Origin of the sequence: Kitasatospora sp. NPDC048545 (assembly GCF_040651155.1) — a bacterium.
Classification (GTDB): Bacteria; Actinomycetota; Actinomycetes; order Streptomycetales; family Streptomycetaceae; genus Kitasatospora.
Window position 1 is genome coordinate 143,722 of sequence record NZ_JBEZIQ010000015.1, and the last position, 23,613, is coordinate 167,334.

Annotated in this window: 17 protein-coding genes and 1 pseudogene; 13 read left to right on the top strand and 5 right to left on the bottom strand. The window is 69.9% G+C overall.

What is annotated here, in order from left to right; translation table 11 throughout:
• Positions 1-192: 192 nt before the first annotated feature.
• Complete coding sequence (locus tag AB0D10_RS16980) at positions 193-1,617, top strand: SagB family peptide dehydrogenase (protein WP_360256637.1); 1,425 nt, start codon at positions 193-195, stop codon at positions 1,615-1,617.
• Positions 1,618-1,692: 75 nt separating this feature from the next.
• Positions 1,693-2,046 (top strand): hypothetical protein, encoded by a 354-nt coding sequence (locus AB0D10_RS16985; RefSeq protein WP_360256639.1) that lies wholly within the window; start codon positions 1,693-1,695, stop codon positions 2,044-2,046.
• Positions 2,047-2,136: 90 nt separating this feature from the next.
• Here AB0D10_RS16985 and AB0D10_RS16990 read toward each other — a convergent pair whose 3' ends face one another.
• Positions 2,137-3,057: a cupin domain-containing protein gene (locus AB0D10_RS16990; RefSeq protein ID WP_360256642.1), complete on the bottom strand. Its 921-nt coding sequence runs from the start codon at positions 3,055-3,057 to the stop codon at positions 2,137-2,139.
• 251 nt (positions 3,058-3,308) lie between these two features.
• Here AB0D10_RS16990 and AB0D10_RS16995 point away from each other — a divergent pair, with 251 nt between their 5' ends.
• The 10 genes from AB0D10_RS16995 to AB0D10_RS17040 all read left to right on the top strand — a co-directional run bounded on the left by AB0D10_RS16995 (position 3,309) and on the right by AB0D10_RS17040 (position 16,099).
• The gene (locus tag AB0D10_RS16995) at positions 3,309-3,902 is read left to right on the top strand and encodes a hypothetical protein (protein ID WP_360256644.1); all 594 of its coding nucleotides are present in this window, start codon (positions 3,309-3,311) and stop codon (positions 3,900-3,902) included.
• A gap of 118 nt (positions 3,903-4,020) precedes the next feature.
• Positions 4,021-5,031, top strand: a complete 1,011-nt coding sequence (locus AB0D10_RS17000) for an LLM class flavin-dependent oxidoreductase (RefSeq protein WP_360256675.1) — start codon at positions 4,021-4,023, stop codon at positions 5,029-5,031.
• An 89-nt stretch (positions 5,032-5,120) separates the two neighbouring features.
• On the top strand, positions 5,121-6,440 hold the full coding sequence (locus tag AB0D10_RS17005) for an LLM class flavin-dependent oxidoreductase (protein ID WP_360256646.1): 1,320 nt from the start codon (positions 5,121-5,123) through the stop codon (positions 6,438-6,440).
• Between the two features lie 446 nt (positions 6,441-6,886).
• A complete protein-coding gene (locus AB0D10_RS17010; RefSeq protein WP_360256648.1) occupies positions 6,887-8,299 on the top strand; it encodes a hypothetical protein in 1,413 nt (470 codons plus the stop codon).
• A gap of 13 nt (positions 8,300-8,312) precedes the next feature.
• The gene (locus tag AB0D10_RS17015; RefSeq protein ID WP_360256650.1) at positions 8,313-8,861 is read left to right on the top strand and encodes a nucleoside 2-deoxyribosyltransferase domain-containing protein; all 549 of its coding nucleotides are present in this window, start codon (positions 8,313-8,315) and stop codon (positions 8,859-8,861) included.
• A gap of 40 nt (positions 8,862-8,901) precedes the next feature.
• Positions 8,902-9,708, top strand: coding sequence for an HlyD family efflux transporter periplasmic adaptor subunit (locus tag AB0D10_RS17020; RefSeq protein ID WP_360256652.1), 807 nt, complete (start codon positions 8,902-8,904; stop codon positions 9,706-9,708).
• On the top strand, positions 9,709-11,916 hold the full coding sequence (locus AB0D10_RS17025; RefSeq protein ID WP_360256654.1) for an NHLP family bacteriocin export ABC transporter peptidase/permease/ATPase subunit: 2,208 nt from the start codon (positions 9,709-9,711) through the stop codon (positions 11,914-11,916).
• A 3-nt stretch (positions 11,917-11,919) separates the two neighbouring features.
• Complete coding sequence (locus tag AB0D10_RS17030) at positions 11,920-14,898, top strand: NHLP bacteriocin export ABC transporter permease/ATPase subunit (RefSeq protein WP_360256656.1); 2,979 nt, start codon at positions 11,920-11,922, stop codon at positions 14,896-14,898.
• On the top strand, positions 14,895-15,905 hold the full coding sequence (locus AB0D10_RS17035; protein WP_360256659.1) for a hypothetical protein: 1,011 nt from the start codon (positions 14,895-14,897) through the stop codon (positions 15,903-15,905). Before AB0D10_RS17030 ends, AB0D10_RS17035 begins: the two co-directional genes overlap by 4 nt.
• A gap of 47 nt (positions 15,906-15,952) precedes the next feature.
• Positions 15,953-16,099, top strand: coding sequence for a hypothetical protein (locus AB0D10_RS17040; protein ID WP_360256662.1), 147 nt, complete (start codon positions 15,953-15,955; stop codon positions 16,097-16,099).
• A gap of 518 nt (positions 16,100-16,617) precedes the next feature.
• Here AB0D10_RS17040 and AB0D10_RS17045 read toward each other — a convergent pair.
• The 4 genes and pseudogenes from AB0D10_RS17045 to AB0D10_RS17060 form a co-directional block, all read right to left on the bottom strand.
• Positions 16,618-16,770: pseudogene (locus AB0D10_RS17045) on the bottom strand (IS3 family transposase); the annotation flags it as partial.
• A 433-nt stretch (positions 16,771-17,203) separates the two neighbouring features.
• Complete coding sequence (locus tag AB0D10_RS17050; RefSeq protein WP_360256665.1) at positions 17,204-18,649, bottom strand: DUF2252 domain-containing protein; 1,446 nt, start codon at positions 18,647-18,649, stop codon at positions 17,204-17,206.
• Between the two features lie 1,343 nt (positions 18,650-19,992).
• Positions 19,993-20,439, bottom strand: a complete 447-nt coding sequence (locus AB0D10_RS17055; RefSeq protein ID WP_360256667.1) for a DUF6325 family protein — start codon at positions 20,437-20,439, stop codon at positions 19,993-19,995.
• Between the two features lie 203 nt (positions 20,440-20,642).
• Positions 20,643-21,074: a hypothetical protein gene (locus tag AB0D10_RS17060; RefSeq protein WP_360256669.1), complete on the bottom strand. Its 432-nt coding sequence runs from the start codon at positions 21,072-21,074 to the stop codon at positions 20,643-20,645.
• 919 nt (positions 21,075-21,993) lie between these two features.
• Between AB0D10_RS17060 and AB0D10_RS17065 the strand changes: the two genes are divergently transcribed.
• Complete coding sequence (locus AB0D10_RS17065; RefSeq protein WP_360256671.1) at positions 21,994-23,358, top strand: glutamate decarboxylase; 1,365 nt, start codon at positions 21,994-21,996, stop codon at positions 23,356-23,358.
• Positions 23,359-23,613 lie beyond the last annotated feature (255 nt).

Genomic DNA, 23,613 nt, shown 5'->3' on the forward strand with positions numbered 1-23,613 from the left:
CCCGGTCCTGTTCCTCTCTATGGAAACAGTCGCATCTCAGGCCATCCGTCAGGATGCGCCGCCACCAGCCGAGTTGCGGTGCGACGGCCGCGAGTCCTTGATCACCACAAGCCCTGCCGACGTGCCGTACGGCCGTCCCAGTACCGGAAGCACGAAGAACCAGTGAACCGAACAACTTCCCTGCCGGGCACCGTGAAGACCGAGAGCTACCGGCTCCGCAGCGACGCTCGGCTGACCGAGGAGCCGGGCGGCTCGCTCGTCCTCGAACAGTCCCGCTACCGGCTGCGTCTGCCCGGGCTGGAGGCAGGGCGCCGCGCGGTGCTGCTGCGGATGGTGGAGGACTGGCTGAGCGACTTTCAGATCGCCCAGCTCGTCGCGGGGTTGGAGGGCGACTCGCGACTGCTGTCGACCCAGTTACTGGTGCGTCGGCTGCTGCTGCATTCCTGGCTGGAACGCCGGGTCTCCATCGGGGCCCGCGCCCTGCTGGACGTCGTGCCCCGCCGCATCGGCGCCCAGAGCGTTCCGCCGCAGCGCCGCCACCGGCCCGGAGCGGTCTACCGGATGTCCAGGTTCGCGGTGCTGCGTGCCGAGCAGGGCCGGATGGTGGCGTACACGCCGCTCAGCACCGTCGGGATCAGCTGCCCCCGGTTCCGGCTGGCCGCCGTCCTGGCCCGCGCCTGTGCGGAGGAGATCGGCCTCGGCGAGGTAGCAGAGGAAGCGGGGGTCGACGAGTCGGCAGCGGGGTTCCTGCTGGACGAGTTGCTCTCCGTTCGCCTCCTGCTGACCCCGGAGGAAGCCGAGGCCGAGACCGGTGCGGCACCGATGGCCCTCTGGTCGGCGGAGGAACTCTGGCTGCACGACCGCTCCCGCCCGGAGCGCCACGCGGCCCCGATCGGTGCCACCGACCGCTTCCGAGGTCTGCCGGCGGCGGACCTCGGGCGGACGGCCGCCGCCGAGGGCCGCTCCTCGATCGCCCTGCCCGCACCCCCGTACGCGACCCGGGAGTCCGATTCGTTGGCGACGGTCATGGCGCGGCGCCGCAGCGTGCGAGGGCACGACGACAGCAGGCCGGTGACCGTGGCCCAGCTCGGCGAGTTCCTCCACCGGGTGCAGCGCCTCGAGCTACGCGACCGCGACGGCGAGACGACCGGAGTCCGGCCCTATCCGGGCGCCGGCGGCCTCGGTGAGCTGGAGGTCTACCCGCTGGTCTCGCGGTGCGCGGGCCTGCCCGGCGGCCTCTACCACTACGACTCGGTGCACCACCGGCTCGCGCCGGTGGCCGCGCCCGGGCCGGAGACCGAACGGATGCTGTCCTTCGCCCGGGGGACGGCCACCATGCCGGGCCCGCCGCAGGTCCTGTTCGTGATCACGGCCCGGCTCGGACCGCTGATGCGCAAGTACGAGGGGATCCCGTACACCCTGGCGCTCAAGGACGCCGGGATCCTGACCGCCTGGATGTACCTGGTCGCCACCGACATGGGCCTCGCCCCCTGTGCCCTCGGCGCGGGGGACACCGCCTCCTTCTCCGCACTGGCCGGCCTGGACACGCTGGCCGAGCCGGCCATCGCCGAGTTCGCCCTCGGCGCCTGCCCGCCTGAGGGCCGGGAGTCGGCATGAGCGTGCGTACACGAGAAGTCCCGACCCGGCAGAAGCACGCACCCCCCATCGCACCCGAGAGCAGAGGACCGCGCCATGCACTCCACCGAACGCACCGCTTTCGCCTCCGGCTACAGCGCGGCGGTGGCCGCCGTCTGGTCCGATCCGGGCCAGGAACGGCTCCTGGTCCAGGATCCGTGCGTCCTGCTCGCCGAGCACGGCATCCGGGTGCCGGCGGGAACGACCGTGGTCGTCGACCGTGACCGGCCCGCGGCACCGGACGTACTGGATGCGCAGATCCGGTCCTGGGAGGAGGCGACCGTCAGCGGGCGGCTCACGCTGTTCGTGCCCCGCCCTGACCGGTTCGAGGCGCGGGACCTCTCGGAGGAGGAACTGGACGCGCTGGTGGCCGGCGTGGGCGTTCAGGGCTTTCCCGCGATGCCCTACTGATCCGCCAGGCTGACGGAGTTCGGGACGGCGAGCGACCGGGGCCGGGGCCGGGCGTTGCGGACCCGTCCCCCGGGGCTCACCACCACGGCCTCAGCCGCCCAGCGCCGCCGCCAGGTTCGCCAGGGTGCGGTGTGGCTCGGTCGAGGCGGCACCGGTCTTCGAGGACGAGACGGTCTCCACGGCGGCGCACAGTTCCTCCGGGGTGAGGTCGGCCAGCCGCTTCCGGTAGTGGTCGAGCAACTCCGCTGCGGTCCGGCGCAGTTCTGCCGGGTCCACCGGGAGCGGAGGCAGGTCGAGCCCGTCCTCGAAGCGGCGGGTGAGGGCTGTGCGCAGGTCGGCGGTGCCGGGCTGCCGGACGGTCAGCGACAGGTGGAAGGACAGGCCGTCGGTGTGACCGACGGCCGAGTGTGGTGCGCCGCGCGGGACGTAGAGCACCTCGCCCGCGTGCACCGTGGTCTCCAGCTGTACGGGCCCCGGCTCCGGCTCGGGCCCGGTCTGCCAGCACCCGTCCTCGGGGACCGCGTGGACCTGCCACCGCTTGCTGCCGTGCAGTTGGAGAACGAAGACGTCCGCGTCGTCCCGGTGGGAGCCGAACCCCTTCCTACCGGGCGGGGTCACGAAGAGGAAGGCTTCGACACCCCGGCTCAGCTCGGCACCGAGGCGGCCGACGAGCGCCGCCGCCCCGGAGTGCCAGTGTTCGATGTTGCGCATCACCAAGGTGGCGCCGGCATCGACGTGGCGCATCACCTTTGCGGCGTCGGCGTAGCCGCGGAAGCTGCGGTCGATCAGATGGTGGGCGCTGGTGTACTCCCCCTGCCCCAGTGCCTTGCCCTGGGCGACGAGTTCGAGGTACGGGATGCGCAGCAGGCCCGAGGCCAGGACGTCATCGACGTCCGCCAGGGTGACCGGCGCGGCGAGCGGTGCGGGCGGGCGCAGCAGACAGGCCCGGCGACGCCACGCCGTCTCCAGGAACGGTGCGGGGTCGCCCACCAGGGAGCGGAGAGTTTCCATTCGGGGGAGTGGCCTTCCGTAGCGGGAGCGAGCTCACGGGCGCCGAATCTAAGGCTCGCCGAACGGGCGGCGCAAGAATTCTCCGACACTTGCTCGGGTACGGGCACGGGTAAATCCGGACCGTTCCACCGAATCGTGCCGCCGCCGTTTTCCGATCCCACTGCCTTTCTGGACCTCCGCCCGGCGGGCCCCGGAGAATGACCACCCCGGAATCATTTCCGGCACCGACCCGACGAGTTCTGGAGCAGGCGATGCCCGCGCCGCTTCCGGAGGCGCCCCTGCCGGACGTGCTGCTGCCGGACGCGGTGCTGCGCCGGCTCGGCCTGAGCGGCGTCCTCGCGGTGCGTCCCGTCACGGTGGGACTGACGAACCGATGCCGGCAGGTCGAGACCGTCGGCCGGATCGCCGCCGTCCTGGACTTCGACGCACTCACCGTCCGGCCCTACGCCCGGGAGGTGGTGCGGTCGCTGATGCTGCTCTTCCCCGCCCGTAATCGCAGGGGGCTCGCCACCGCGCAGGCGGCGGCCTTCGTCGCCGGATACCGCGCCGTGTCACCGCTGTCCGAGCGGCAGTCGGCCGAGGCGGCGGAGTTCCTCCGGTGGGAGCGCGCCTGCGACCTGGGCCACCTGGAGCGGCACTACGGACGCCAGGACCGCACCCGGGACCACCTGTTCGTCATGGACGGCCTGCTGGCTCTCCTGGTGGTCCGGACACCCGGACGAGGTGGCGACCGGGCTGGCCGGGGAGACCTCGTTGGCATCGATCGATGCAATCCCCGGGGGATTTCCTTCATGAATCCGTGCTGCCGGCCCGATTTCTTGTGGCCGCTCGGACGGTCGCACTAGGGTGGCGCAAAAAGACGGACCGCCCGGGTTTTCACTCCGCGTCCCGTTTCAATCGTGCGAGCGCCGCCCGGTTCGTCGGCGGAAATACGTGAACTTGGAGTTGCCCGTGTTCCTGGGTGTGGAGATCGGCGAACCGGAATCCGCGCGGCCCGCGGCGTCCGGCTGCGCACGTGCCGCGAAACTGGCCGAGCGGGGATCGTTGGTCTTCGTGACGCTGGACGAGGCCCTCACGTCCCCGGCGGACTCCGTGCCCGCCCGGCAGCGGATCGCCCAGAGCCGGTTGAACCCGGTGGCCGCCCTCGCCCACGTCGCCCCGCAGACCACCTCGATCGGGCTCATCGCCACGGCGACCGTGACCCATCTCGAACCCTTCCACGTGTCGAAGGCCCTGGCGACGCTGGACCACGTCAGCGCCGGACGGGCCGGCTGGTGCGTGCGGGTGTCCAGGAGCGCCGAGGAAGCCCGGCTCTTCGGGGAGCGCGCTGCCCGAGACCTCTCCGACCTGTACGAGGAGGCCGCCGAGTTCGTCGAGGTGGTCTCGCTGCTCTGGGACAGCTGGGAGGACGGTGCGGAGATCCGCGACGCCACCACCGGACGGTTCCTGGACCGCACCAGGATCCGCGCCGTGAACCACGAGGGCCGCTACTTCCGGGTGAAGGGCCCCGGGATCGTCCCGCGCCCGCCTCAAGGGCATCCGGTGACGGCCGTGCGGATCACCCGGGAGGAGGATCTGCCGCTCGCGGCCCGCGCGGACCTGGTCTTCGGCCGCCTCGAACGGGTCGTCGGCGCTCGTCCGCGGCTCGGGAGCGGAACCAGGACGATCGCGGACCTCTTCGTGGACTGCCGCGGGCTGCCGGCCGGCCAGTGGGCGTGGGGGACCGGCGGCGCGGTCGAGACCGGGGGCGTCCGCGAGTTCGCGGACTTCCTCCGACTGCGCGCGCAGACGGGTCTGGTGGACGGGTTCCGTCTCGTGTTCGCCGAGGTGGGCACGGAACTGGCCCGCTTCGTGGACGAAGCCGTCCCCGAACTGCGCAGGCGTCGGCTCGTCTCCCCCTGGGGCGAGGGCTGCCGCAGTTTCCGCGAGCGCCTGGGGCTGCCGCACCAGGCGCCCAACAGCATGGTCCCTTGAGGGGATCCCGCCACTCCGTCCGCGCGATCCGCCCCCGACCACGGAGCGGCCGGATTCGCCGGGCCCGTCAACACCCTAGGAAGCCCGCAGTGAACCTTGGACGGCGCCGACTCCACCTGGGCGTTCTCTTCCCGGTCAACCCCACCACGACGGTGTGGAAGGGCGGCCGACAGGGCAGCCAGATCGACTTCGACGCGATCGCCCGGTTGGCCCGGACTGCCGAGCGCGGCCGGTTCGACTACCTGCTGCTCGCCGACGACCTCCGCATGCCCGAGCGGAACGGCGAGGTGACCGAGATCGGGGTGGCCGGCCGGCACGATCTGCTGACGATCGTCTCCGCCGTTGCGGCCGTCACGGAGAAGCTGGGTCTGGTGGCCACCGTCAACACCACCTTCAACGAGCCCTACGACCTGGCCCGTCAGCTCGCCACCATCAACCACCTCTCGGACGGGAGGCTGGGATGGAACGCCGTGACGACGCCGGACGCCTGGGTCGGCGAGAACTTTCGGCGCGGCGGCTTCCTCCCGCACGCCCAACGCTACGAGCGGGCCGCGGAGTTCGTCGAGTTGTGCCGCTCGATCTGGAACGCCGGCGTGCCCGGGGGTGGCGGGCCGCTGGCCCACGAGGGACGCCACTTCCACGCCGAGGGGCCCGCCGCCACCGCGTACGGCGGCGTCGAGCCGGTCCTGATGCAGGCGGGGGACTCGGAGCAGGGGAGGGAGTTCGCCGCCGCCCACGCGGAGGTCATCTACAGCAGGAAGAGGGGCCGCGCGGGCTGCGAGTTCTACGCCGACGTCAAGGGCAGGCTGGAGCGCCACGGCCGTGACCCGGGGCAGTTGAGGATCATGCCGGCAATCACCTACGTGGTCGGGCAGTCACGGGCGGACGCCGAGGAGCTGGCGCGAGCGAGACGGCTGGACATCGTGACGCCGCAGATGGCGATCTACTATCTGGAGGGGCTCTGGGGGTGTGACCTGTCCGCCTACGATCCGGAAGGCCCGTTGCCCGACATCGCCCCGGACCCGGACGGCGGGGCGTTCATCACCGGAAGACCGACCGGCATGGACGCACGGCGGCGAGCGGACCGGGTGGCGTTCCTGCGGCAGGTCGCGGAGTCCAGGAAGCTGTCGATCCGGCAGCTCGTCGCGCTGGTCACGCACACGAAAGCGTTGGCGGGCACCCCGTCCGACATTGCGACCGAGATGATCGACTACGTCGAAGCCGGCGGCTGCGACGGTTACATCATCGTCCCCGAGCAGGCACCCGGCGGGCTGGACGAGTTCGTGGAGCACGTGGTGCCCGAGCTCCAGTCCCGCGGAGTCCTCCCCGCGGAGTACGAGTCCGGCACGCTTCGGGGCCATCTCGGCCTGCCGGAACACCGCCGGACGCCGGTGGATCGCGGTCGATGACACGGATCGCTGTCACGGTGGAGCGCTTCCCTGCGCGCCTTGGTGGCAATTCCGTGGAAGGCTTGCCGGCCGGCGGCACCCGGAAATAGCGTCTGCATCACCACCGAGCGGAGCCGGGTGTTCCGTCCGAATATTTTCTCGGTGTCGACAACGAGCAGGAGGATTTCCCATGGGCGAGAACGAGAAGCAGAACCCGCAGGTCGAGGTCAACGAGAACGACGAGTTCCGGGACGAGGACCTGGAGGGCATCGCCGGCGGCGAGTCGCACCGCTACCTGATCTGACACTCCCGTCTGCAGTCTCGGTCGACCGGAGCTTCGCCGGAACGGCCATTGCTCATCAGGTGTGTGACGGATGATCAGCCGTCGCCGCGTTCCGGGATCCCGACCGGAACGCGGCCCGCGGCAGGCGAAGTCCTCGGCAACCGGCGAGAAGGGGGTGCCCGTGATGCAGAATCATTTGTCCGACCCGAAAATCGCGGTGGCGGAAATCGGCGAGAAGCTGAACCGCTTTCTCCGGTCGGCCCGTTACGCGGAGAAGCGGGTGGAAATCGAGAAGCTCGTCGAATTCGACAGCGCGACGGCCGCCGACCGCCTTTCCGCAATCCTGGCCCACGCCCGGGACCGGGTGCCCCGCTACCAGTCATTGCAGGACCACGCGAAGCCTGTGCTCGCGGATTTCCCGCTGACCCTGAAAGCGGATCTGCGCGACCGGTTCATCGACCTGATCAGCAGGGACGAGACCGGCCGGATGGAACCGGGCCACTACTTCATCCACGAGACCAGCGGCAGCACCGGCCAGCCGGTGCGGCTGCTGACGACCGCGGAGACCGGCGGACTGTCCAGCCTGGTGATCGCCGAGCGGCTCTGCCGCCACCTCGACCTACCCGACACCGGAACCGAACTGAACCTGGGGCTCCACTACGAGGGAACCCCGCTGGTCGAGGCCGGCTTCCTGCCCCGCCCGTACGTGCGGTGCAACCTGCGGGGCTTCGATCCGTCCTCCCCCTCCATCGTGGAGACCTACGCCTCCGTCGTCGGGGCCTTCCCCGTCGACCGGATCATCGGCACGTCGAGCCGGCTGGTCGGCCTGGCGCGGTACTGCCTGGACCGGGGAATCCACCTGCGGCCCAGGGCCGTGGTGGCCTCCTACGAGCACCTGGTCGAGGAAGGCCGCCGGATGGTCGAGGAGGCCTTCCAGCGCCCGGTCACGATGGTCTACGCGACCTCCGAGACCGGGTCCGCCGCCTGGGAGTGCCGCCAGGGGAACCTGCACTTCCAGGACGACTTCGTCACCCCGGAACTTTTGCCCTACGAGGGTGACGAGACGCTGAGGAGCATCGTCCTGACCGGGCTCCTCACCCGGGCGATGCCGGTGATCCGCTACGTCACGGGCGATCTGTGCTCCCCGGCGACGGCCTGCGGGTGCGGGCTGCCCGGCACCGCGGTCGGCTCACTGGTCGGCCGGTCGAAGGCGACGCTGGTGGGCGCCGACGGCCTCGTCTACTCCCCCTACGCCCTGCTGGCCGCACTGTCCAACGCGGGACTGGCGGACTTCCAGGTCCTCCAGGAGAGCCCCGGAATCCTGCAGCTCATCGTGGCGGAGGCGAGCGAGGAGGCCCGCAGGTGCGTCGAGCACCTCAACCGTGACCTTGTCGCGTACTTCCGCGAGGGCCAGGGCTTCCGCCTCCGGCTGGCCGCGACGGGCAGCTTCGTCCTCAGCGGCCGGGGCAAGCGCAACCCCGTCGTCCAGCGGCTCGACGTCGCCCCCGGCGCGGTGGAGGGCACCGGTTACCTGAGGTCCGGCGTCCGAAGCCCGGCGTACGTCGGCCCGGTGGCACAGAGCCCTTCCGTCCCGTAGAGGAGATTGTGCCGTGAACGGATCGACTCTGCGGGTTGTGGGATCGCTGGAGGAAGTCCCCTCCGCACCCGAGGCGCTGACGGTGTTCCTGGCCGGCGGCATGCGCAACTGCCCGGACTGGCGGCAATGGGCGATCGAGTCGCTCGCCGACCAGTGGCACCGGGCGGGGGCCGACCGCCCCGTCACGGTGTTCAGCCCCAGCCGGGTCGTCTCCGGCCGCGCGTTCAGCCAGGAGCTGGTGCGCTGGGAGCACGACGCCCTCCGAGCCTGTGACGTGGTCCTCTTCTGGTTCCCCCGGGGCAACGAGAAGGCGCCTGAGCAGCCGATCGCGCTCTACGAACTCGGTGTCGCCGCCGCGACGTTCAAGCCCATCGCCGTCGGCACCGAGCCCGGCTACGTGCGCCGCGAGGACGTGGGGGCCCAGCTGCGGCTGATCCGTCCGGGCCTCCCGGTGCGCGGCGACCTGAACTCCACGGTCGGTGATGTGGTCCGGGCGCTCCTGCGCGCGGAGAAGGCGCTGGGCGAGGCGTACTCGGCGGCCGGCACCCTCCAGGCCGTCTGACCGGCGAGCAGCGCCTCAACCGCAGGAAGGAAGCCCAACCGTGCAGTTCCGTGAGCAGGCACTCGCCAAGCTCGAGTCCACCACCGACCTCGGGACAGCGGCCACGCTGGCCAAGCCGCGCAGCCTGGTCGCGCTGCTCATGGTCACGGTGCTCGTCGCCTTCGGCTCGCTGTGGGCGTTCACCGGGGCGATACCGCGCCAGGTCACCGTGCCCGGCATCCTCACCTACGGTCAGGGCAGCTACACCCTGGACAGCCCTGTCTCCGGGCAGATCACCGGGGTCTTCGCCCAGCAGGGCACGACCTTCCCGGCGCAGGCTCCGCTGTTCACCGTCCAGGTCGACTCGACCCAGCAGACCGTCCGCGCCTTCAGCGGCGGACGCACCACGGCGATCCTGGCGCAGGTCGGCCAGGTGGTCACGGCGGGCACGAACCTCGCCGTGGTCGAGCGCGTCAGCGGGCCGTCCGATCCGTTGATCGCGGTGCTGTACGCGCCGACGAGCAGCGCCGGGCTCATCACGCAGGGCAGCACCGTGGACCTCGACCTGCGGTCCGCTCCGGCCCAGGAGTACGGGGTGCTGCGCGGCGTCGTCCAGTCGGTCAGCCAGTTCTCCCAGACCCAGAAGCAGATCGCGAGCTTCCTCGGCGATGCCCAACTGGCCGGCCAGTTCTCCGGCCAGGGCCAACCGATGCAAGTGGTCGTGAGGTTGCTGACAGAACCGGGCACGACGAGTGGGTTCCGGTGGTCCACCCGAACCGGCCCGCCGTACCTGATTGATTCCCGCACGCTGGTGAGCGCTTCCGTGCACTTGCCATCGGTCAGACCGATTGGCTGGGTGTTGTCGTAGATGTCCGTACTCACCACCACCGGCGGAACTCCGAAGGAGCGGGCCTGGCCGAGGCGCCGCCCGGCCCGCCGGGTCAAGCCACCGGTGATCTTCCAGATGGAAGCACTGGAGTGCGGGGCCGCCAGCCTCGCCATGATCCTCGCCCACTACAAGCGCTACGTGCCGCTGGAGGAGCTGCGGGTCGCCTGCGGGGTCTCGCGGGACGGCTCGAAGGCCTCGAACGTCCTCAAGGCGGCCCGGCGTTACGGCCTGACGGCGACCGGACGACGGATGGACACCGAGGCGCTGTCGAAGCTGGCGCCCCCGGCGATCCTGTTCTGGGAGTTCAACCACTTCGTGGTTCTCAACGGGTTCGGCCGGCGCCTGGGCAAGGACGTCGTCTACCTCAACGACCCCGGCAGCGGGCCGCGGGTCGTCAACCTCGCGGACTTCGACGAGAGCTTCACCGGCGTGGTGCTCACCATGTCGCCGGGCGAGGAGTTCCGCCCCGGCGGCCGGCGTCCCGGCGTCCTCGCGAGCATGCCGACCCGGCTGCAGGGGAGTTGGGGCCTGCTCGCCCTGAGCACGTACGTCAGCGTGCTGCTCGCGGTGGTCGGGGTGGCGTACCCCGCCCTCACCCGGGCGTTCGTCAACTCCATCCTGCTGGGCGGCGACCGCTCGTTCCTGATGTCGTTCTTCGGCCTGATGGGCGCGACCGTCATGGTGACGGGCGTGCTCACCTTCCTGCGCCAGGCCTTCCTGCTGCGGCTGCGCATCTCCAACGCGACGATCAACAGCAGCCGCTTCCTGCGCCACGTGTTCAGACTGCCCATCAATTTCTTCGTCCAGCGAAGTCCGGCGGACATCAGCAGCCGCGTGCAGTCCAACGACCAGGTCGCCGTGACCCTGTCCAACGACCTGTCGAGCACCCTGGTCAACGCGCTGGTCGTCGTGCTGTACGCCTGCCTGCTGTGGGCCTACGACCCCTGGCTGACGGTGCTGAGCGTGTCGCTGTCCCTGCTCAACATCGTGGCCCTGCGCACGGTGGCCCGGATCAGGGCCGGCGGGGTCAGCCGGCTGGCCACGGACGAGGCACAGCTGCTGAACACCTCGTACAGCGGCCTGCAGCTCATCGAGACGATGAAGGCCACCGGCGGCGAGAACACCTTCTTCCGGCGCTGGGCCAAGGAACAGTCCGCCGTCGTCACCGGGCAGCAGAAGATCGGCGTGCCGAGTGCCGTCATGGCGGTGGTCGCACCCACCCTGGCCTCCGTCACCACCTCGCTGTTGCTGCTGATCGGCGGCTTGGAGGCGGTGAAGGGAGACCTGACGGTCGGTCTGCTCGTCGCCTTCCAGGCCCTGGTGTCGGCCTTCGTCAGCCCCATCGCGCAGCTGATCGCGGTGGCCCAGCGGGTCCAGGACTTCGCCGTTCAGGTGACCCGACTGCGCGACGTGGAGAACTACCGGCCGGAATCACGCGCGGACGCGTCCGACGCCCCGCCCGGGCGGCTCGCCGGCAACCTGACCTTTGACCGGGTCACCTTCGGCTACAACCCGCTGGACGCTCCGCTGGTCAGCGAGTTCTCCTTCTCGGTGGGCCCCGGCCGGCAGGTCGCGCTGGTCGGCGGCTCGGGGAGCGGCAAGTCCACCGCGGTGCGCCTGATCTCGGGCCTCTACCGGCCCTGGGAGGGCTCGGTGGACATCGACGGCCTCCCGCGCGAGGGCATCGCGCCGGAAGTGCTCAGCGCCTCGGTGGGCTTCGTCGACCAGGACGTCTTCCTGTTCGAGGGGACGGTGCGGGACAACATCACGCTCTGGGACACCTCCATCTCCGACGACCAGGTCATCGCCGCGCTCCGCGACGCCGCGGTGTACGACGTGGTGTCCTCGCGTCCGGGCGGCATCTACGCCCAGGTGGAGGAGGACGGCCGCAACTTCTCGGGCGGACAGCGCCAGCGGCTGGAGATCGCCCGGGCGCTCGTCCGCAACCCGCGCCTGCTCGTCCTGGACGAGGCGACCAGTGCCCTGGACGCCGAGACGGAACTCCTGATCATGAACAACATCCGCCGCCACGGCTGCGCCACGGTCGTCGTGGCCCACCGGCTGAGCACCATCCGCGACAGCGACGAGATCGTCGTGCTGAGCCGGGGCGACGTGGTCGAGCGGGGGACGCACGAGGGCCTGTCCGCGGCCGGCGGCGCCTACGCCCAGCTCATCAGGGAGCACTGACGCATGAGCACGACATCCTCCGGGCCCGAGGCCGTGGCCACGGCGGCCTGGCGACCGCCGGCCGGGATCGGGACCGAGGTCGACTTCGGCGAGGGACCCGTCCGGCTGACGGGTGCGGACGCGCTGTGGGTGGTGACCGATGGAGCCGTCGACCTGTTCGTCATGGAGGCTGCCGAGGGCGGCCCGTGGCACTACGTCAACCGCTTCACACCGGGTGCCGTCCTCGCCGCGCCCCCGTCCGGCCCCGTCGGCGTGCCGGTCCTGCGAGCCGTCCTCGGCGCCCGCGTCCTGCGCGTGGACGCGGCGGACCTGGCAGGACTCCTGCTCGCCGACACCGGCTCCGGGGACGCCGGCTCCGGGGACACCGGCGAGTCCTCCGATCGGTGTGCGGCCCTCGCCCGGGGGATCGACGCCGGGCTCGACGGCCTCCTCGGCTTCGTCGCCGAGCAGCCGGGCTCCCGTGAGCACGTGCTCCTGAGCGCCGGTGGCCGGGGCGAACTGGCGGAAGGGGAATCCGGGCGGGCGACCGGGGGACTGGTCTGGATCGAGGTCCTCGCCGGTCGACTGCGGGTCGGAACGCCCGACAGTGGCGAGTGGCTCTCCCGCGGCGACACCTTCGTGGTCACCGAGGGCAGCACCGTCCAGGGCGACCCCACGGCCTCGTTCACCACCTGCTCGACCGGTGACCTGCTGGCCGACGGCCGGTGGCGGGACCGCCTGGCCGAGGTGAACGGGCGCCTGCTGCGGATGGCCGACCGGGTCATCGCCGCCGAGGGGGAGCAGGTCGAGTCCCGGATCCGGGCCGTGCGCGAGATGGAGGACGCGCTCACCGACAAGGCCAACCGGGTCCTCCAGGCGGTGCTCCAGCCGGCCGAGCACGTCTCACGCAGCGGCCCCGTCCACAGCGAGGACGCCACCGAGGCGGCCTGCCGGATCGTGGCCGACGAACTGGGCATCTCCATCCTGCCGGCGCGCGGCTCCGCAGCCGGCGGCAAGATGGGCCCGATCGAGGCGATCGCGGTGCGCTCGCGCTTCCGCATCCGCGCGGTGGACCTGGACGCGCGCTGGTGGCGCACCAACATCGGGCCGTTCGTCGGGCGCCGCTCCGACTCCGGAGAGCCGGTGGCCTTCGTCTGGCGGCGCGGACGGTACGTGGCCTGGGACCCCGTCGCCGGCGAGCAGAGCCCGGTGCGCGAGCGGACGGCGGGGGAATTCGACGACACGGGGGTGCTGTTCTACCCGCCCCTGCCGGAGCGGCCGATCGGCACGGGACGGCTGATCCTGTTCGGCCTGAAGGGCAGCGGACGGGACATCCGCAACCTGATCGCCTTCACCCTGGTCGCGGTGGCCGTGGGCACCACGGTGCCCATCAGTACCGGGCTGATCCTGGGCACGTTCGTCCCGTACGCCGAGACGAACCTCATCGTGCAGGTGTGCGTCCTGACCCTGGTGGCCGCCCTCGCGTCGGCAGTCTTCGCGGTGCTGGAGAACCTGGCGCTGCTGCGTGTCGGGGGTCGCTTCGAGGCCACCCTGCAGGCCGCCGTCTGGGACCGGCTGCTGCGCCTGCCGGCACCGTTCTTCCGCCGCTACTCCACGGGTGAACTGGCCAGTGCGGCACTGGGGGTGAAGAACATCCGCACGGTGCTGATGAACGTGAGCTACGTGGTGCTCTACTCCAGCGTGGTCGCGGTGGTGAACTTCGCCGTGATGTTCTGGTTCAGCGTGCCGCTGGCCCTGCTGACCGGGCTGTACGTGCTGGTCGGCGTGGTGTTCTTCCTCGTGCTGGGCGCGCGGCAGATGACGTGGCAGACCCAGTCGCTGGACCTGGAGCACAAGCTCGCGAACCGGGTGTACCAGAGGCTGCGGGGGCTCCCCAAGCTGCGGGTGGCGGGCGCCGAGAACCGCGCCTTCGCGGCCTGGGCCAACGAGTTCGCGCAGCAGAAGGAGCTCCAGAAGCGCATCGGCAGGTACCAGAACGCGGCTGCCACGTTCAACGCCGTCTACCCGCTCATCTGCGTGCTGCTCACCTTCGCGGTCATCAGCGGGCCGGCCCGCGGAACGCTGTCGATGACCCGGTTCCTGTCGTTCAACGCGGTCCTGGGCATCGTCCTCGCGGCCGTGATCCAGGTGACCAACTCCCTTTCCTCGGCCTTCGCCGTGATCCCCATGTTCAAACGCATGAAGCCGCTGCTCGCCGAGCTGCCGGAGGCCTCGGAAGCGCACACGGTTCCCGGCGAACTGACGGGGGAGATCGAGGTGAACCGGGTGACGTTCCGCTACGACGAGAACAGCCCACCGGTCCTCGAAAACGTGTCCCTGAGCATGCGGCCGGGCGAGTTCGTGGCGATCGTCGGCCCCAGCGGATGTGGCAAGTCCACCCTGCTGCGACTGCTGCTGGGCTTCGAACACCCTTCCAGCGGCAACGTCCTGTACGACGGTCAGGACCTGGCCACCCTGGACAGCGCCGCGGTGCGCCGGCAGTGCGGCGTCGTCCTGCAGCAGACGAAGCCGTTCGCCGGCACCGTCTTCCAGGCCATCACCGGCACCCTCAACTACAGCCACGACGACGCGTGGGCCGCCGCCGAACTGGCGGGCATCGCTGCGGACATCCGCGCCATGCCCATGGGGATGCACACGCTGGTGAGCGACAGCGGCACCTTCTCCGGCGGCCAGCGGCAGCGCCTCGCCATCGCGCATGCCCTGATCCGCCGCCCCAGGATCCTGTTCTTCGACGAGGCCACCAGCGCGTTGGACAACGAGACCCAACGGATCGTCACGGAGAGCACCCAGCGCCTGAACGCGACCCGGGTCGTCATCGCGCACCGGCTCTCCACCGTCCTCGACGCCGACAAGGTCGTCGTCCTCGCCGAGGGCCGGGTCGCCGAATGCGGACCTCCCTCCGACCTGCTCGGCGACCCCACGAGCCTCTTCCACCAGTTGGTGCGCAGGCAGATGCACGAATCAGAAGGAGCGATGACATGAATCGCAGGAGGAGAAGACTCCGTCTGCAGGCCGCCGCGGCAACCATCCTGCTGGGGCTCGGCGGTACGGCCGGCTGCGGTTCGGTGCGCAGCGGCGACACCGGCGCCCAGGCGTCGGCGCCGGAGGCGGTCATCTCCCAGGCGGACGCGTCGGCCGCGGTCAGCCGCTACGACGACGCGAACAACCGGGTGAACGGGGCCCTCGACAGCACGGGCCTGCCCGGCATCGAGACCGAGCCGCTGCTCACCGCGGACGCCGCGTGGATGCGCATCAGCAAGGAACTGAACCAGACGGTCGCCCCGATCAGCGACCAGGGCGTCACCATCCACGCCACGGCGGGCTCGGCCTACCCCCACTGGTTCCTGGCCGTGTCCAGCCGGGCACAGGGAGGCATGCCCTTCCCCGGCCCGACGTACCGCGTCTTCGTGCAGGCGGGGCCCGGAGCGCCCTACCTGGCCGCGTACTCGCTCACGGCCAGCGGGCCGGTGCCGAAGGTCGCCGTCGACGCTGCGGGTACTGCCACCGCCGTCGCGAGCCCGGACGGTCTGCTGACGTCCCCGGACTCCCTGGCGGCCGAGATCCTCGCCCACTACCAGCAGAACCTCGCCGGCAAGGACAAGTTCTCCTACAGCGCCCCGCTGGACGACAACCTCTCCAACGGGTTCGCCGCCGGCACGAAGGCTCTGAGCGGTCGCGGCACGACCCTGTCCCGGGTGCTGACCCGGACGCTTCCCGAGACCTACGCCCTGCGGACCGAGGACGGCGGCGTGCTCGTGTTCACCTCCGACGTCGTCACCGACACGCTGACCCCGGTCCAGGCCGACGGCACCGTCTCGCTGGGCCCGAAGAGCAGCGACGCCGCGCAGTTGGGCAAGCCCGGCGGCGCGACGGCGAGCCGGTTCACCATCAGCCGGCTGCAGATGTTCCTGACGTACGTCCCGACCGCCGCCTCGGGGTCGAAGGTCCAGGTCATCGGCTACAACGAGGTTCCCATAGCTGTCAGTTGACCACTGCCAGGCACAGCCACGAAACACCACCAGAGGAGTTCACCACCATGAAGGACGACACCTTCCGGAACACCGGCACCGAGGACGCCGCCGACGTGGCGGGCACGGAGGTCGACGAGGAGATCAGCGACGGGGACCTGGACGCCATCGGCGGCGGCGACGGAGGTCAGCCGACCTACCCGCCGTACGTGTGAGCCCTCGTGCCCGCGACCCCGACACCGGGGTCGCGGGCACGACGCTCCCCTTTTGGGCCAAACCGGCTTTGGGCGAGATCGCAGGCCTTGTTGGTTGGTGCGAGCGGGCCCTGAGCAAGCTCATCCGTGAGGGGCAGAGCCAGTGGATGACCGCCGCCGCCCTCGAAGCCGCCGGCTTCGACACCCCGGCGACCCACGCGTACAGGAACCAGGGCGACAGCTACACGAGCAAGCGCAAGACGCCGCCGTCGAACCACTGGAACCCGACCAGTGTGGGCAAGATCCTGTGCTGCGGAATATGTCAAGTCCAGTGGGACAGTTGTGACGCTATGAGGTGTGTGGTGCGGGTTCCCTGCGCTTGGCGGGGTCGTTGATCCACGCTGTCTTCGGGATCTCGGGTGGTCTGGGGCGGCGGCCGAAGCGTTCGGTGTGCCGTGCGTGTGAACTCCGATGCCCGAGTGCCTCTCGCGGATCAACTCCTCTGCCCGTTCGGCTGATTCGGCCAGTTCGACGGCGTGGCCGACGATGTAGCGGCTGAAGATGTTGATGATGACGTAGGCGTGGTACCAGATGCCCTTCCTTGGGCCGGCCGCTTGGGTGATGTCCCAGGTGAACACCTGGAAGGGGCCGTCGGCGACCAGTTCGGGCACCGTCCTGGCCGGGTGGGCGGCTGAAGGAGCTCCGCAAACATGTCGCCGAGTTGAAGCGGGCGAACGAGATCCTCAAGGCGGCCGGCGTGTTTTTGCCCAGGTAATCGACCGCCCCCGGACGAGGCCGAGCAGGGGATCGACCATCTGCGCGACGGCTTCGGCGTCGATCCCGTGTGCCGTGTGCCGTGTGCCGTGTGCTGGAGCCGTCGCCGTCGACGTACTTCGCGCGCAGGACGCGGCCGGAGTCGGCCCGCTGGCTCCGCCACGAGGAGCTGATTCCCCTGGTCCGCTTGATCACACGATCGCGGACTCCAGGAAAGTCGGGGCAGCTCACTGAGCCGTGGTCCACGTGGCGCTCACCGGCCTTGTGGCCCGCCGGTTCACCGGCAGACCAGCCCGAGCCGACGCGGAACCTGGCCCGGGATCAGACGGAAACCATGGGACGAAACGGACTTCAGATCCCGGTGGTGGCTTTGGCGCGGCCCTCTTTCACGGCAGTCTGCAGGGCTGTGAAGTCGTCCTCGTTCTGGTCGGCGTAGGTTTCGGCGAAGTCCGCGATGGCTTGGTCGAACCGGTCGGAGCCGCCGAGGTAGGCGGCCAGCGCGATCCGGTCACCGGAGCGGGCGTGCGCTCGGGCCAGGGTCCAGCCGCACAGCCGGCCGTACAGCGCCATGCCCGATGGGACCATCGTCTCGATCGGTGCGGAGAACTTCCAGTCCCGCAACTGGCGTACGTAGAAGTCGCGGTCCACCCCGTCCGCGCCGGTGACGCGGGTCCAGCCGAGGAAGATGTCGCTCTGGGCCTGCATGAGGTGCTGCCCGGTGACGACGCGCTCGCCCTGGTTGCTGTACTGGCTGCGCCTGGCGTACTCCACCAGGACGGAGGGCTGGGCCTCCTTGGCTTGCAGGAACAGCGGTTCGACGCCGTCCCCGGCGTCCAGCAGCGCGATCCAGGCGCGGGTGCCGACACTGCCGACCCCGACGACCTTGCGGGCCACCTGGACCAGCGTGAACTGATCGAGCAGGTGTCGCCGGTCGGACTGCAGGGTGCGCCGGTACTTGCCCAGCACGGTGCGGATCAGCTCGTAGATCGCGTCGGCCTGCACATCGCTGAAAACCTCCTCGATGGGGACGATCGCCGGGGGGTCGCTGACGATCTGGTGCTGGCCGTCGACCAAGGTGGTGAGCTTGCCCAGGGCCTGCGTGCTGTCGCGGGTGTGGGCCTTGGCCAGCAGCTCCTCGGCCGCCTTGAACCGCTTCGCCTTCATCTTGGACCTGAACTGCTCCATGACCTCCTCGATGTCCACGTGCGCGTACCAGACGTCCAGGAACGGCTGCTTCGCGAAGCGGCGCATCGCCTTGCGGTAGCCCTTGGCCGCCGCCAGGACGATCTTGCGGCGGGCCTTGTCGGAGAACTCGTTGTCGCGCCCCGCGACCGCCAGGCTCGCGGCCAGCCGCTTGATATCCCACTCGAATGGCCCGGGCAGAGTCTCGTCGAAGTCGTTGACGTCGAAGACCAGTCGCCGCTCCGGCGAGGCGAAAGCGCCGAAATTGGACAGATGCGCGTCTCCGCACAGCTGGACCCGCAGACCTGAGGTGGGCGTGGCCGTCAGATCCGCCGCCATCGGCAGTGCGGCCCCCCGGTAGTACGTGAATGGCGACACCAGCATGCGCCCGTGCCGTACCGGCACCAGTTCCGGCACCCTCGACGCCGCCTGGCCCAGCAGCAGCCCGACCGGATCCCGCGATCTGCCTGGCTGGAACTCTCCGTGCGCCTCCAGTGGCGCTGCCCGGCGGGCGTCCTTCCCCAGTGCCACCCGATCCGCCCGGCTCAAAGGCTGCGCCGCCACCGGCGCCGCGCCCCGGGTGGATGCCCCAGCATCAGGTTTCCCGCCGGTCACGCCCTTTTTCCTACCCGTCATGGCCACTCCCGTCGGGGCCGCAGCCGCGTGTGCTGCCGGCCAACAAAGCACCGCGAGTAGTCATAGATACACCTGTTCCAGGTATTCACTACCATACCGGGATGAAATCCCCCCGAAGGGGTGAGCTGCCTCCACGGTCCCGCAGCCACTCGATCCGTTTCGCGCGGTCCGTCCGCAGGGGAGCCGGGCGGTATCGCTTCGTCGCGCTCGGACGGGGAGATCCGGCAGGTCGTTGAGCCGCCGGCGCGGCTCAACGGTGCGCAACGACGGCGGAGCCGCTTCCGTGCGGCGCGGGGAGTCATCGGCGGTGGCCGCAGAAGCGGCGCGTCACTGCTTCGGCATCGGAACCGGCGAGGTATGGCATCAGGCCCGAACCCGGTCGCTCCGCCCCCGCTGACGCCGGTTCATTCCGCCGCTGGCGAGGGCCTGGTGGGAGCGGCGCCAGGCGGCGGTGAGGGCGAGTTCGGGAACATCGCCCCGCGCGCGCCGAACGCGGCGCCGCCGACGACGGAGCGCCCGGGCAGTCCACGGCGCCCGGGCGACGAGTCCCGCCCAGCGCAACGTCGTCCCGGGGCCGAGCGCTCGACTCACGGATACGGTGGGGCACCCGCTCGCGGTCACCCGTGTGAGCACTCCCGACACGTCGAGCATTCCCTGAACGAACCGGATCCGGGGCAGTCAGGGCTCGCGCGGCCGCAGACTCAAAATCATCCGCCGCTGGTCACGCTGCGTATCGGTACTCGTCGACGCCGCCGAGGGACATGGTGCGCAGGAGCCTACGGCCCTTGAAGTCGTGCACTGTGGGTGCGCTGATGGTCGGTGCCAGGAGGAGGGTTTCCCGCGCCAGCCGAGTTCGGCGGCAACGTTCTGGGCTTGCCGCACCCGCCCACTCCCGGGTGGTGGGCGGTGACGCCGGCCATGTGCAGGGCGACGGGTAGTGCGCTGGAGGGCGCGATAAGCAGTGCGGTCAGCATGCCCCAGCGCACTGCTCCAACACGACGCCGTAGTCCCTGCCCACGGTGTTCCCCTGGCCATGCGACGGTGGGCTGCTTGCGGACGGGCCGCTTCCCTCTCATGGTGAACAGCTCAGATCTGTCATGCCCTTCTCGTGTGACCTGGGCCGACGGTGAGCCTCGGATCAGCGCCGGTCCCGGCGGTCGTCCCGGCGGTCTTCACGGTCGTCCCGGCGGTCCTCGCGCCGGTCACTGCGGCGACCGACCCCGTGGGCGACGACAGCTGCCGTGCCTGCGACAGCCGCTGTGCGGGCAACGGGGGCGCCGATGACCCCACGTCGTCCTCTGCGCATGGGCCCGAGTGGCATCTCACTCTCCTTCTTCGTCGGCTTCGATCGAGGCCAGGATGGCCTGGATCGGGATGCGTCCGTTGGCGATGAGCTGGCCTCCCGCACGGCGTGCGGCGGAGGCGAAGGGTGCCGCCCACGTGTTCTCCCAGACCAGCACCCCGGCTGTCGTGCCGGGCTCCATGGCGGCGGCCAGGTTGATGACGTCCTCTTCGGCGAGCAGGCCGGCCAGCTGTGCCTCCGCGGCACGCAGTTCGCCGACGTTGTCGAGGTCATCGACCTCCACTACGTCCAGCTCGCCGTCTGCCCGCTTCGTCAGGATGACCAGGTCCAGGACCCGGATGGTCCCCGAGGTGACCAGCTTGTCGAGTTCTGTGGCCATCTCGCCGGTGAAGTGCGAGGTGGCCGGCGGGAACTCGACGACGAGGTAGTCGACCGGTCCCAGTTCGTCGGTGCCGGGTGATGTCATGTCTCTGTTTCCGTTCTCTCGATGAGCACCCGTTTGAGGGCAAGCGCCTTTTCGGTAGCCGACAGAATCTGAGGCCCGCGGCAGATGCCGTCTGTTTCGACCGTTACCAGGCCAACGCCGAACTCACTGAGCAGCAGGCCCAGCGGGACATCCGGTCAACGTCGCGCCGCTGGTCTCGCGCGTGGCGGGCCGGCGGCGGCGAATCAATCCTTCCAGGATGTTCTGGTTGTTCCGGCGCAGAGGGCCCAGATGACGAAGATGTCGATGGCGATCAGCACGATGGCCCAGAACGGGTAGTAGGGCAGCCACAGGAAGTTGGCGATCATGCCGAGCCCGACGACGGCCACGCCGACGGCACGTGCCCAGACGGCACCACTGAAGAGGGCCACGCCGGCCAGAACGATGAGTATGCCCAGGATGAGGTGGATCCAGCCCCAGCCGGTGGTGTTCATCTTGTAGGCGTAGTTGTGGGTGACGACGATCAGGTCGTCCTTGGCGATGGCGGCGATCCCTTCGAATATCGCCATGGCGCCGCCGAAGATCATCAGAACTGCGGCGAAGACGGTCCAACCGGTTGCGAACGGCCTTCGGGAAGTCTGGGCACCCGCCGGCGTTCCGCTGACGTTGCTGGCCATGTTCGGGCTCCTTCGAGAACAGCCTCGTCGCCGAATCGGGCGACCTGGTCGGAGACTCCATGTCCAGGCTGCCATGGCGGAAGCCTGGCAGCACCTCCGGACCGCCCGTTGCCCGCTCCCCTTGGCCGGCCCGGCGGTGTGTATCTGGCGGAGGGTTGCGTGCCGGCGCGGACCAGGCTGTGGTGTGCCCCCTCAGGCCGTCAGGCCAGCATGTGAAAGCACCGGATGGCCTGGACCGAAAGGTCGCTGCCGTCACCGCCCGAATGCTCGCGGCCCAACGGTACGTTCGAATGCTTCAGCTGCACCCCGCTCCTCAAGTTGGCTGCTTACAGCCGCACCGGACTGAGCAGCAGCTGCGCGACGCCCGCTTGCTCGGCATCGACTCGCCCGCTGCGGATACAACCGCGCTCAAGGGGTGTTCACGCTGGCCGTGCAGTCAACGGCAAGGGGCCGACAGCTTGGCCGGCTTTGACTGGTCGCGTGCGTAGGGCGGGCAGGCCCGCTGGATCGGCGAGCCCTGGGCGAGACAGCCCGGAGTCGGATTGCTCCTAACGTGTACATGACAACAGGCTACTTCCCGTCAACGTGCTCGGTGGGCCGGGTCGGCTCGCCGGTCCGGCCGGTGGCGGCCAGCAGTGCGATGGCGGCGAGCACGGCGAATGACGGCGAAGACGTGCCTGTGTCCTGCACTGTGTATGAACATCGGGTGAGTGGGTGGTGGCTGAGAAAGAGTCGGTCCGGCACCTGAAAGCCTTGCGGCCGCTGGTGCGTTCCCCGGGCGGGGAGGGGCCCCGGATCCTGTTGCTTTCGCCGTCGCTGGAAGTCGATCATTCGGGAACATGCGCCGTTCGCGTGCACTTCGAGCTCGGTCCCCAGGTCCTGCTGTGGCGCCCGTCCGGGGAGTGGTTGAGTCGTCGGCATGAGCAAGAGTGAGGCAGCGGCCCTGTTCGGCAACCGATTCCTGACGGCACCTGCTCCCTCGGAGACCTTTCCCGAGGAAGGCATGACCGCAACAGACGCCATGAGGCTGGTGGGCGAGGACCTCGCGATGGAGGGCGACCCGCAGCGCAACCTCGCGACGTTTGTCACCACCTGGATGGAGCCGGAGGCGCAGCGGATCATCGCGGAGAACCTCCACCGCAATTTCATCGATCACGCGGAGTACCCCATCTCCGCCGAGATCGAGCAGCGTTGCGTGCGTATGCTCGCCGACCTCTTCCACGCGCCGGGGAAAACTGCGGGGTGCCGGACTCAGGGTTCGTCCGAGGCGATCATGCTCGGTGCGCTGTCGCTGAAGTGGAAGTGGCGGGAGCGTCGCCAGGCGGCCGGCCTGTCGGTCGACCGGCCGAATCTGGTCTTCGGCGGTGATGTCCATGTCGTGTGGGAGAAGTTCTGCCGCTACTTCGACGTGGAGCCGCGGATCGTGCCGCTTGCCGAGGACAAGTACACGATCGGCCCGGAGGATGTGGAAGCTCAACTCGACGAGAACACGATCGGCGTCGTCGCCGTTGTCGGCACCACGTTCACCGGGCACATGGACGACGTCGTCGGGATCGACAAGCTTCTGCGGGAGATCCGCAAGAAGCGGGACCTCGACATTCCGATCCACGTTGACGGCGCCAGCGGCGGCTTTGTGTGGCCCTTCCTCTACCCCGACTCGAAGTGGGACTTCCGGCTCGAGCAGGTTCGTTCGATCAACGTCTCGGGGCACAAGTACGGCCTGGTCTACCCCGGCATCGGCTGGCTGGTCTTCCGCGAGGAGTCCGACCTGGCCAAGGATCTCGTGTTCTACGAGAACTACTTGGGCAAGACCGACGCGACGTTCACGCTGAACTTCTCGACCGGCGCGTCGATGGTGCTCGCGCAGTACTACAACTTCGTGCGGCTGGGTCGCCAGGGCTACACCTATGTCATGGAGACGATGCAGGAGAACGCCCGTGCGCTGGCGGACAACCTCCTAGGCAGCGGCCGCTTCGAGGTGATCGGCCGCGATCTCGAGCAACTGCCACTGGTCGCCTTCCGCCTCGCGGGCAAGCACTCGTACGACGAGTCGGACATCGCCTGGCAGCTCTCGGCCGAGCGCGGCTGGATGGTACCGGCGTACACGCTCCCGCCCAACGCGCAGCGGGTGAAGATCCTTCGCGCCCTGGCCAAGGAGACTTTGAGTCGCGAGCAGATCGAGCGCCTGACCAGGGACATTGCCGACGCGTGTGCCACCTTGGACCACAAGGGTGGGACCACCGACGTCGAGCGGGCCCAGACCAAGCGCGGCACCGGTTACTGACGCGCAACCGGGCCCTTGGGGCCGACGAGGTGAAGGCGGCCAGGCCGTCGGGTGCCGGCGAGGAGCGACGCTGCGCTGGATGTCGGGTGGGGCACGGACCGTCGCCCAGGCACTTCACCAGAACCGTCACCCGCTGGGGGTCAAGAGGTCGCACGCGATTGGAGCCCCGGCCGCAGACCTTCACGACCGGGGTGATGCCGCGGCGTCCCCACGTTCGTGCCGTGGGCGGTCTGCGGGTGAACCCGGCTTCGTCCT